We start from the raw sequence: 10,350 nt of genomic DNA on the forward strand, positions 1-10,350 counted from the left end.
CCGCCGGTCCACCTCGGACCGGCGGGTTCATCCCCGAAATGGCCGCGCACGCGGCCGGAATCGACCTGGTGGACGTCGGCGCGCGAATCGCGCTCGGCGAACGGGTCGAATTGCCGCCGGTCGATCCCGACCGGGTGTTCTTCCAGTTCACCCCGCCCGCACCGGTCGTCCGGGGGTGCGGGCGGGGTGATCCGGCTCTGACCCCCGGGGCTTGAGCGGGTTCGGCGGGTGCACCGACAGCCTGTCCGTGCTGCTCGACGGCGACGGTGAGGCCGCACGGGGCGGGCCCCGCGCCGGTAGGTGGCGCGGGGCCCGCGATAAGCCGGACGGCAGGGCCGGGGGACGTCCTGCCGCCGGTGGGCTAGCCGCAATGCCGCTTAGTTAGGGCTGGGAGTGGTCTGTCAAGGCTGGTGAGATGGCAACGGAGTTCCTGCTAGAACAGTGTCGACCAAGATCACCGTTCGGCAGGAACTCCGTTGAAAGATCAGTGTGTCATCAGTCGGGTCTCGATCGTGGCCGGGGGCCGGTTCGCGCCGGGGCATCTGGGCGAGTTGACCCGGATCGTGCCGTTCGAGATGGTCGACGACGTCCTGGCCTCGACCGGGAAGACACAGGCCAGGGTGCGTGACCTGCCCTCGCGGGTGGTGGTCTATCTGTTGCTGGCGGCCGGGTTGTTCGGCGAGTTGGGCTACGGGCAGGTGTGGGCCAGGCTGGTCTCGGGTCTGGACGGGATGGCGGTGGCGATGCCGACGTCCTCGGCGTTGGCCCAGGCCCGCCGCCGGGTCGGCGCGGCCCCGTTACGGGCGTTGTTCGCGCTGCTGGCCGGTCCGGCTGCCGGGTCGGCGCGGTGGCGTGGGTTGCTGGTCTGCGCGATCGACGGCACCACGATGTCGATACCGGACAGTCCGGCGAACCTGGCCGTCTACGGCCGCCAGACCGGCACGCACGGCGGGTCGGGATATCCGCTGCTGCGCCTGGTCGCGGTGGTCGCCTGCGGCACCCGCACGGTGATCGACGCGGTGTTCGGGCCGATCACGGTCGGCGAGACCACCCAGACGCCCCGCCTGCTGAAGTGTCCGCGGCCGGGGATGCTGCTGCCGGCCGACCGCAACTTCGCCGTCGCCGACCTGCTCACCCGGATCGCCGCCACCGGCGCGCACGCACTGATCCGCTGCAAGAACACCCGCCCCTTACCCGAGCTGGGTGTGCTGCCCGACGGCTCCCGGCTCTCCAGGATGGGCGCAGTCGCGGTCCGAGTGGTCGACGCCGACATCACCGTCACCCTGACCGGCGGAAAGCGGCACACCGGCCGCTACCGGCTGGTCACCACCCTGCTCGACCACCACCGCCACTCCGCCGCGGAGATCGTCACCCTCTACCACCAGCGATGGGAGATCGAGACCGCCTACCTGGAGCTGAAGTCGACCGTGCTGGGCGGACGGGTGCTGCGCGCCCGCACCCCCGACGGCGTCGACCAGGAGGTCCACGCCTTGTTGGTCACCTACCAGGCACTGCGCACCGCCATGGCCGACGCCACCGCGCCCCATCCGGCGATCCCGCAGGACCGGGCCGGGTTCACCGTCGCCCCGCACACCGCCCGAGACCAGGTCGTCCACGCCGCCGGCATCGTCACCGGCACCACGGTCGACCTGATCGGACGCATCGGCCACGCCGTGCTGACCCACCTGCTGCCGCCACGCCGCAGCCGATCCTGCCCACGCGTGGGCAAACGCGCCATCTCCAAACACCGCGCCAAAGGCACCATCGACCGCACCAACCACCGCACCACCACCCACATCACGATCACCACCTGCTTGACAACCGACTCACCGCCCTAACTAAGCGGCATTGGGGCTAACCCGTGGTGAAGACCACGTCGACCCAGTAGTGGTTGCCCTGGTGGCTGAGGTTCGGGAACCCCGGCCCGGCCCGGTACAGGCCGTTGAGAGCTCCCTCCACCGTCGCGGGCGCGGTCAGCGGTGGCGTCACCACGGCACGGCCCGCGAAGTAGCCCTCGTCGACCGGGTAGTGCCCGTGCGGTGCGAGGTAGGACGCGATGTACGACGTGCCCGCCGTGACCGCGAGCGGCGCGTCGAAGGTCAGGGTCTGCCACCCCGAGTCCGTCTCACCGCCGAACGTGCCGATCTTGAGCAACGTCCCGCCGGACGACCACACCGAGCCCTCGTGCCCGCCGGTGTTGCCCTCACCCTTGTAGAACTTCACGCCCGTGATGAACCCGTCCGCCGCAGGGGTGAACCGCACGCCCAGCTCGTAGGCCGAGGTCTCCGGCGTCGACGGGATCGTGGGCACGGTGGCCGCGCTGAACAGCGAGCACGGGCAACCGCCTCCCGCCTCGGTGGTGAACGACCACGACACCGGGCTCACCATGACGTTGCCGCCGGCGTCCGCCGCGACCACCGTCGCCGTGTACCTCGTGGAGCCCGCCAACGGCGCGGCCGGTGTCCACACCGCCGTCCGCTGGTCGGCCGACCGGGTCAACCGCCCCCGGATGGTCGCGCCGCCGGGGTCGGTGACCGTGAACGTGGTGTTGGTCAGGTCGACCTCTTCGTCGAACGACGCGGTGACCGGGCTGAGCGGCCCGACCGACACGGCGTCGGTGAGCGGCGTGTGGCCGGAGTGCGCGGGCGGCGTGGTGTCGCTGCCGGGCACGTAGTCGACGTCCACCCAGTAGTTGTTGCCCTGGTGGCTCAACTTCGGGAAGCCACCGCCGACCATGAACACGCCGTTCGGGTTGTCGTACCCGGTCCGGGACGCCCTCACCGGAGGCGCGTCCACGCCCGTGGTCTGGAAGTACCCGGCGTTGATCGCGTACCGCCCGGTCGGCGCGGTGTAGGACGCGACGTAGGTCGTGCCCGGCGCGACCACCACCGGCTGGGCGAAGGTCAAGGTCTGCCACCCGCTCGCGGTCTCGCCGGTGAACGCGCCGGTCGCCAGCGGCCGGCCGGTCGCCAGCGGCCGGCCGGTCCGGGTCCACAGCGTCCCGGTGTGCGTGCCGGTGTTCTCCACGCCCTTGTAGAACTTGACGCCGGTGATCTTGCCGCTGCGCGTCGGCGTGAACCGCACGCCCAGCTCGTACAGGCCGGTGTCCTGGGCCGCCGTCACGTCCGGCACGGTCGCCGTGCTGAACAGCGAGCACGGGCAGGAGGGCGCGGAGGTCGTGGTGAACGCCCAGTCGACGGTGCTCGCCATCGCGTTGCCGTTGACGTCCGCGACGAGGGCGTGCGCCTGGTACGTCGTGCCGGCCCGCAACGCGCCGGCCGGTGTCCACGTCACGGTCTTGAGGTCGTCGGACAGCGCGACCGCGCCGTCCAGCCGGGCACCACCGGGATCGTCGAGCCAGATCTGGGTGGACGCCGGGTCCATCGCCTCGGAGAAGCCGAGCGACAGCGCCGACCCGAGTCCGACGCCCGTCGCGTTCCCGCCGGGCGCACGGGTGTCCAGCGTCGGCGCTGTGGTGTCGCCGTTGAGGCCGTTGCGGTAGATCGCGTCGACCCAGTAGTTCGTCGCGTTGTGGCTCGACGTCGGGTACCCGGTGCTGTTGTACCGGTACACGCCGTTGGGCCCGTCGACACCGTTGGCCAGCGCGCGCAACGCGCTGTACGCCCTGCCCTGGGCGAAGTAGGCCGGAGTCGCCGAGTAGTGGCCCTGCGGCGCGTAGTACGACACGACGTAGGTGGTGTTCGCCTGCACGGCCACCGGAGAGGAGAACGTCAGCGCCTGCCAGCCGCTCGCGGTCTCGTCGGTGAACGTCCCGGTCGCCAGGAGCAGGCCGGAGGACGACCACAGCGACCCGGTGTGCGTGCCGCCGTTGCCCGGCCCCTTGTAGAACCGCACGCCGAGGACTTCGCCCTTGCCGTCGAACCGGACCTTGGTGCCGAGCTCGACCGGCGTGCCCTCCGGGGCGCTGAGCACCTCGGGCGCGACGAAGTCGTCCCACACCGTGCACGGGCAGCTCGGCGGGCGCAGCGCACCCGTGATGAACGACCAGGTGTGCGCGACCGCCTGGTTCCCCGCCGCGTCGCGGACCCGGACCGACGCGGTGTGGGCGGTGCCCGGGGCCAGCGCGGCGGTCGGCTTGAACTGCGCCGCCAACCCGTTGGGGGTCACCGACGACGTGCCCGCGACGTCGGCCCCGCCGGGACCGGTGAGGGTGAACCGGAGCGAGCTCGGGTCGACCGCCTCGTCGTAGGTCGCGGTCAGCGTCGGGCTCAGCGGCACGCTCGCCGCGCTGCCCTGCGGCGTGGTCGCGGTCAGCGCGGGAGCGCGGGTGTCGGGGCCGGGGTCCGGTGCCCACACCACGTCGACCCAGTAGTTGCTGTCCTGGGAATCGCGGTCGGGGTGGCCCGCGCCGGAGCGGAACACCCCGTTCTCGCCGTCCACGCCGGTCTGGAGGCCGGTCAGCGGTTCCAGGTACTTCGAACTGCGGCTGAAGTACTCGGTGTCGACCGAGAAGTGCCCGGTCGGGGACAGGTAGGACACCACGTACGTCGTGCCGCCGGACACCGCGACCGGCACCGGGAACAGCAGGGTCTGCCAGCCGGACGCGGTCTCGTCGGCGAACGTGCCGGTGGCCAGGACCCGCTGGTCGGGACCCCACAGCGTGCCGGTGTGCGTGCCGGTGTTGTCGGGCCCCTTGTAGAACCGGACGCCCCGGACGTAGCCGGCGGTGTTCGCCCGCCACTTGACGCCGAGCTCCAGCGCGGAACCGTCCGCGTTGTCCGGGACCTCGGGGCTCTCGTGGTCGGCGAAGATGCCGCACGGGCACGTGCGCGCGGCGACACCGGGAGAGGCCGACACGGGTGTGGACAGGTTCAGCGAGTCGTCCACCGCGCGCACCCGCAGCGGTGCCGGACCGGACAGCGACGGCGTGTAGGTGTGGCTCCACGACGTCTGGCCCGCCCGCCACCGGGCCGGGTGCCAGCGGACACCGCCGTCGGTGGACACCTCGACGCCCGCGACCTGGCCGGACGGGTCGCCGACCGCGCCCCTGAACGTGTACTGGCCGCCGACGGTCGACGACGCCGGCACGTCGGTGAACGTGACGACGGGGGCGGTGGTGTCGCTGATCCCGGTGGCCTGCGTCAGGCCCGCCATCAGCGAGCCCGCCTGGACGCCCATGTCGGCCAGGACGTTGACGGTGGCCTGCTGCATCCGGATGTCGGAAGTCGGTGTGGTGGTGAGGAACGCGTGCTCGTCGTCCAGACCCCACGCCCACTGCACGGTGCCCGCGCCGAACACCAGCGAGCCGGACGGGTGCTTGTAGTAGGTCAACGCGTGGGTCTCGGTGCCCGGCGCGTACAGGTCGCCGTGGTTCCGGAGGACGTACGGGCCGTCGTCCATGGTCACCGTCGTGCGCGACAACTGCGCCACCCCGGCCGGCTGCTCACCGTTGTCCGGGACCGTGTTCCACTCGTACCCCAGGGTGCCGCGCGGGAACACGTGGCTCGTCCCGGCGGCCAGGTCCTTGAGGTCGGTGTGCCGCCACAGCCGCATCCGGCCGTGCTCCGCCGGGACGGTGAGCGCGTCGTCGCGGCGGCCGTTGACCGAGAAGATGTTGCCCAGCAACGAGTTCTCCGGGCGTCCGCCGTCCTGCCCGGGGTGGCGCGGGTCGCGCCAGGTGCCGGTCCAGTCCGGCAGGCCGTCGCTCTGGGTGCCCTTGGTCTCCTTGAACGACGCCAGGGTCCGCCAGTCGGTCGCGGAGGAGTCGATGCTCTTCTCCCACCGGGTCTTCCAGAAGATCTCGTTGCCGGTCAGGAACGCCAGGTGCACGCCGGCGTCGCGGGCCGCCTCGACGTTCGCGCGCTGCTCGTTGGACCAGTACTCGTCGTGCCCGACGGCCATGAACACCTGGTGGTTCTTGATCAGGTGCCCGCGACGCGCGCTGTCCACGTCGGTGGTGTAGCTGACGTCGTAGCCGTTGCGCTCCAGGAACTTCAGCATGGGGAACTCGGCGTTGAAGATGAAGTTCTCGTCGCCGTCACCGCCGGTGTACGGGCGGTTGTAGCTCACCTTGTACGCCTGACCGCCCTGGCCGGGACCGTCGCCGAAGTACAGCGAGTTGCCGCCGTGGCGGTTGTAGGCGACCCAGGTCGAGTCCGACGTCTGGAACAGGACCTTCGAGCGGCTGGTGTCGTCGCGGACGACGAACACGATCTCGTTCTGCATGCCGTCGTCGTCACGGGTCACCCGGGCGTAGTAGATGCCCGAGACCGCGTCGGGCGGCACGTCCCAGGTCACCGACACCGCCCAGTTGCCGCAGTCGGTCAACGCGGTCGGGCCGTCGCGCAGGCACGGCGGCTGGGTCTGCGGGGTGGTCCGCCGCACGGTGTCCACGTAGCGCGCGCCCCGGTTGCCGTAGTAGCCGAGGCGGAAGATGTCGATCTTGTAGGACGGTGCGCCGGTGAGCATCTTGAATCCCACCCGGTCGCCCGGCGTGGCGCTGATGTCGGTGGTGAAACCGAGGATGGTCTCGTCGCGCGAGGGGACCTGCCAGTCCACCGCGCCCTCCCGGAGATTTTCACAGAGGACCTCGTTCGCCACGGGCGGGTCGCACGGGGCCGCGACGGCGACGGGTGCGAACCAGACCGGTGGCGCGACGACGGCGGTGGTGAGGACGAGCAGCGCGACCACCCTCGTCACCACCGCGCGGGATCTGTGACGGGCAGCGCCCGGTGCTGACATGGTCTGGCCTCTCCCCCTCCGGGCGCGAAAGCCCCGGTACACGGCGGGAATCGGCCCGGCCGCACCGGCCGTTACGGTGACCGCCGGTCACCCGGCCATTCGCCGAGGCCCGCGAATCCTTGCGGCGCAACGAGAACGGCCGATGAGCGGCGGACGGGCACGGCTGGACGCGCCCGCGCGCTGCTCCCGTCGGTCGACGCGCCGAGCTGGATCGCCTGCGCGGTGGTGTCGCCGCGCACCTCGGCGGGGCCGACCGCGTCCAGCAGTGTCATCCGGTCGTAGACCAGGATGCCGATCCGCCGTTCGCGTCGTCCGCCCGCCGCCACTCCGCCCGCCACCACACCGGCGACCGCCGCTCGCAGCACCTGCCTGCGTCCTCGCGTCCTGCACCCCCGAGGTCTGTCCCCAGGTTGTCGTAGGCGGGGCCGTTCCGGTTCCCGGGGTCAGGCACGCGCCCGCAGCAGGGTGATCCGGTTCGCGCCGAGCTCGGTCACGTACAGGTGGCCGGTGCCGGGGTGCTGGGTCACGTCCAGCGGCTGGGTGAAGCCGGTCAGGCCGGTGATCCCGGTCGTCCGGTCGGACAGCGCGCCGCCCGGTGCCACCGCGAAGCTCTGGACGTCCTGCCCCGAGGAGTAGCGCACCACCAGCAGCCTGCCGTCCAGCCGTCCGCCGAACGCCGCGCCCCGGTACTCGATCGCGCCGTTGGCCGACGCGTGCAGCCCGGCGTCGTAGGCGCCGGCGAGGTCGAAGTTGCGGTCCGGGCGCGTGCCCACGGGGTAGGAGGTGGCCTGGAACGGGTCGGTGCCGGCGGTCGGGTTGCCGCCCGCCAGCACCCACTCGCACCGGATCGGCGCGGGGTGGCCGTAGTAGCGGCCCGGCTTGACGTCGAACACGTAGTCGGTCTCGGGCTGGGGGTTGGTGGTGATCGCGGGGACAGCCGGCCCGGTGTACGGCCCGTCCGGGCGGGTCGCGCAGGACGCGGGCAGCGGCGTCGGGGTCGCCGGGGCGTTCCCGCCGGCCGCCGAACCGTTCGTCGGCGCGTACAGGTGCCCGTTGCGGTGCCACACCAGGTCGTAGGCGTTGCGCACGCCCGTCGCGTGGATCTTCAGCGGAGCCGTTGCCGCGTAGGGGTTGTAGCTGCCACCGGCCTCGGTGCGCACGTTCACCGGCAGCGTCGCGGGCAGGCGGCCGGTGCGCAACCGCAGCACCGCCGCGCTGAGCAGGTGCTCGGACCGGTTGCCCCATGTCGGGTCGGCCGCGCCCATGGCGTTCATCGACCCCTGCGACAGGTACAGGTCGCCGTCCGGCCCGAACGCCAGCGAGTTCGTCTCGTGGTCCTTGATCGAGCGCGGCAGGTCGGTGACGACCTCGGTGTAGGTGCCCAGGTCCGGTCCGCTGAGCCGGGCGACCTTGCCCGACCAGTCCGGCGCGCCGGCCGTGCCGCCGAAGTTGTCGGTGATCCACAGCACCGGCTGGGCCGACTTCGGGTCGAACGCCAGGCCGATCACCGTGCGGTCGGGCGCACCGGGCAGCCCGGCGGCCGTGGCGTGCGCCCGCACGGTGTCGATGACCGTCGCCGCGCCGAGGGTGCCGTCCGCGTGGACCGGGAACCGGTGGATCCGCCCGGTGAACGTCGCCGCGTAGAGCCGGCCGTCCGGCCCGACCGCGACGCTGGTGAACGGCGCGCCGGCCGCCACCCCGACCACCCGGTCGAACGCGATCGCGCCACCGCCGCCGGCGTCCCCGGTGGTGAACACCGACGACCACGGCTGGAACCGGTTGCCCGCCACGTCCCGCACCCCGTCGGTCACCTCGAACCGGTAGAGCGTCCGGGGCGCGAGCGGGGCGGCGGGGGAGAGGTTGACGACGTCGCCGCCACCGCTGGTGATCACGTTGGCGGGCACCGCGCCGCCGTCGGCGACCCTGGTCAGCCGCACCGAGGAGGAGCTGAGCGACGCCGGGTCCACCGCACCCGCCGGCAGCCGCAGGTCGGCCACCGCGCTGGAGGTCGGCGGCACGTCGGTCGCGAGGTTCGCGGGCGTGACCGCGCGCACCGAGGGACGCCCCGTAGCCCCGGGCACCTCGGTGACGTCCACGTAGGCGAACTTGGTGTTGGTCCCGGCCCTCGGGCTGAGCGTGAGCCGCCCGTCGGAGACCACCACCACCCGCGTCGCGGTGGCGTGCTTGGCCGCCGGGGTCGGCGTGAACGCCGCGACGCCGCTCTGGTCCTCGATGGTCAGGTAGTGCGTGCTGTTCGTGGACGTCCCGGCGTCCCCGACCACCGCGGTCACCGAGTAGACGCCGGCGGGTACCGCCAACTCCCAGCTTCCCGGCGTCGGGACGCCCGCCGAGCCCGCCGGCAGTTGGGCGTGCACGAGGGTGCCGAGCCGCACGTCCGGCGTGCCCCGGTTGCGCCCGTTGCCGACCAGGCTGAGCGGAGTGGTCGTGCCGACCGCCACCCAGCCGTAGGTGTGGCCGCCGGCCCGGGTGCCGTAGGGCTCGCCGAAATCGCGCACGTACCCCGTCGGCGGCGGTGTCGCCTGGTCCGAGAAGTTGACCCGCAAGCTGAACGCCGCGTGCGCGTGGGCCGGGATTCCGGTCAGCAGCAAGGCGACGACGACCACCAGCGCGCGCATTTCGTTCCCCCTAGGGAGATTTCCGACCGATGATGAGCGACTGCCCGGGAGCGGAGCGCAGGGGGTGCGTGGTGGTGTCGGGGAAACCCGCGCCGGCGAGCCAGGTCCGGACCTCCTCGGCAGCGTAGACCTGTCCGCCCTGGCCGTGGAACAGGTTGAGGCTGAACACCCGCGCGAACACGTCGGAGGCCGGGTCGGTGGAGTGCTCGTCCTGCTCCAGCAGCACCACCGCGCCACCGGGCCGCACCGCCGCCGCGACCCGCGCCAGCAGCGCGCGGTTCGCCTCCGCCGTGCGCCCGTGCACGACGTTGAACAGCAACGCGGTGTCGTAGCCCGCGCCCAGGTCGATCTCGTCGTAATCGCCTTCGCGCAGCGTGATCCGGTCGGTCAGGCCCGCGTCCGCGACCGCCCGGCCGCCGACCGCCAGCGCGTCGGGCAGGTCGACCACGGTCGCCCGCAGCCCGGGGTGCGCGGCGCACAGCCCGATCGCGTACTTCCCGTGCCCGCCGCCCAGGTCCAGCAGCCGCCCGCCGACCGGCACGACCTCGACGGCCTCCGGGACGATGGTGTCCGCCATCCCGGACAACATGCCCTGGAACCGGGCCAGGGTCTCCGGCCGTTCGGCCAGCCAGCGGTAGAAGTCCAGCGCGGGCCGACCGGTGCGGACCGACTCCTCCAGCCCGTCCCAGGACTCGAACAGCACGGTGGACCAGAACCGGTCGACCTGGCTGTAGCCGTTGCCGGACAGCCACTTGGTGGTCATCGCGGTGTTGGCGTAGCCGTCCTCGGCGTGCTCCAGGTAGCCGAACGCGACCAGCGCGTCGGCGAGCAGCCCGGTACCGCGCGGGTCGGTGCCGAGCGCCGCCGCGAGGTCCGGCCCGGACAGCGGGCCGCCGGCCAGCGCGGCGAACGCGCCCAGCCGCAGCGCCGCCGCCATCGCGCGGTACCCGGCGGTGGTGAGCAGGTCGGGGAAGGACGGCGGGCCCTCGCCCGGTGGCAGGGTCAGTGGCAT

The 10,350-nt window shown here is 72.5% G+C and carries 6 protein-coding genes; 2 read left to right on the top strand and 4 right to left on the bottom strand.

All coding sequences use genetic code 11. The features are described from left to right. The first annotated feature begins 38 nt into the window (after positions 1–38). On the top strand, positions 39–215 hold the full coding sequence (locus AB0G01_RS24115; protein ID WP_360949122.1) for a hypothetical protein: 177 nt from the start codon (positions 39–41) through the stop codon (positions 213–215). Between the two features lie 297 nt (positions 216–512). Beyond that, entirely contained in the window at positions 513–1,838 is a 1,326-nt protein-coding gene (locus tag AB0G01_RS24120; protein ID WP_360949124.1) for an IS4 family transposase, read from the top strand. A 16-nt stretch (positions 1,839–1,854) separates the two neighbouring features. Here AB0G01_RS24120 and AB0G01_RS24125 read toward each other — a convergent pair whose 3' ends face one another. From AB0G01_RS24125 to AB0G01_RS24140, 4 genes are all read right to left on the bottom strand, one after another. Continuing rightward, positions 1,855–6,651: a DUF4082 domain-containing protein gene (locus AB0G01_RS24125; RefSeq protein ID WP_360949126.1), complete on the bottom strand. Its 4,797-nt coding sequence runs from the start codon at positions 6,649–6,651 to the stop codon at positions 1,855–1,857. 122 nt (positions 6,652–6,773) lie between these two features. Then, positions 6,774–7,067 (bottom strand): hypothetical protein, encoded by a 294-nt coding sequence (locus tag AB0G01_RS24130; RefSeq protein WP_360949128.1) that lies wholly within the window; start codon positions 7,065–7,067, stop codon positions 6,774–6,776. Positions 7,068–7,145: 78 nt separating this feature from the next. After that, entirely contained in the window at positions 7,146–9,338 is a 2,193-nt protein-coding gene (locus tag AB0G01_RS24135; protein ID WP_360949130.1) for an Ig-like domain-containing protein, read from the bottom strand. A gap of 10 nt (positions 9,339–9,348) precedes the next feature. After that, positions 9,349–10,350, bottom strand: a complete 1,002-nt coding sequence (locus AB0G01_RS24140) for a methyltransferase (protein WP_360949132.1) — start codon at positions 10,348–10,350, stop codon at positions 9,349–9,351.

The organism is Actinosynnema sp. NPDC023587 (genome assembly GCF_040640215.1).
In the GTDB taxonomy this organism is placed as follows: domain Bacteria; phylum Actinomycetota; class Actinomycetes; order Mycobacteriales; family Pseudonocardiaceae; genus Actinosynnema.

Coding starts and splice junctions, on each gene's coding strand:
- AB0G01_RS24115 (WP_360949122.1), top strand. CDS start 39: ATGGCCGCGCACGCGGCCGGAATCGACCTGGTGGACGTCGGCGCGCGA.
- AB0G01_RS24135 (WP_360949130.1), bottom strand. CDS start 9,338: ATGCGCGCGCTGGTGGTCGTCGTCGCCTTGCTGCTGACCGGAATCCCG.
- AB0G01_RS24140 (WP_360949132.1), bottom strand. CDS start 10,350: ATGCCACTGACCCTGCCACCGGGCGAGGGCCCGCCGTCCTTCCCCGAC.